This is a genomic window from Enterococcus sp. VV15 (assembly GCF_005236045.1).
Lineage (GTDB): Bacteria > Bacillota > Bacilli > Lactobacillales > Enterococcaceae > Enterococcus_B > Enterococcus_B durans.
This window is the reverse complement of the sequence record NZ_QPTY01000108.1, coordinates 1-815: the sequence shown is the minus strand read 5'-3', so window position 1 is coordinate 815 and position 815 is coordinate 1. Positions and strand designations below refer to the sequence as shown.

Annotated in this window: 1 protein-coding gene; it reads left to right on the top strand. The window is 25.2% G+C overall.

Annotated features, from left to right (window positions below; all coding sequences use genetic code 11):
- The first annotated feature begins 267 nt into the window (after positions 1-267).
- On the top strand, positions 268-762 hold the full coding sequence (locus DVW83_RS15125) for a hypothetical protein (protein WP_161569467.1): 495 nt from the start codon (positions 268-270) through the stop codon (positions 760-762).
- The last annotated feature ends 53 nt before the right edge of the window (positions 763-815 follow it).

Here is an 815-nt window from a genome sequence, read left to right as displayed (position 1 = left end):
TTGTGGTTAAAAACATTGTACCGTAAAAGGGCTGTTACATGGCCTTTTATCTTTTACACAATTATATGGACTTTATCAAAAAAAGATAATAGATGATGAAGATACAACTAAGCCTATATATAAAGAGAGTTTAGGAAAGGTGATGATTGAAAAATCAGTTAAGGTAGGAGAGATTATTGGCCTGGTTGAGACAGTTTCGCCGATGATCAAAGATTTATTGCAGTTTATATTTTGATATTCTTTTATTAAATTTAAGGAGGTATTTAATTGGATACAGTAATTTCTATTGATATACATAAGTATTTTGAAGATCCTGAAGAATTACAAAGTCTTTTTAAACAAATACAACAAATAGAAACTATTGATAATCTTCTAAGTATAATTTGTATATATAAAATAGAAAAAAGGCTAAACTACAAATATGAAATGGAAATCATTCAAAATGTTATAAATAAACATCCAAAATTTGTTAATAAATTAAAAAGGATTATTGGGAAATCATTAAATAAGAAGAATGCAGATGAATGGCTTATTGAGTTTTTAAATGTAGATGATGAATATAAAGGAATAATGAGATTTTTTCATGAATTATTTTTTGAATATAAATACTGGGAAAATCTATCTAGTGATTGTATGAAAAAATATTTAGATAGTGATTTTGTTGATTATAATTATATCTTAAAAAAGAGAAGTCTAACTGATAAATATAGTGAAGAAATAATTGAAAGTATGGTTAATGATAAAGTCCATATAATTGTGTAAAAGATAAAAGGCCATGTAACAGCCCTTTTACGGTACAATGTTTTTAACCACAA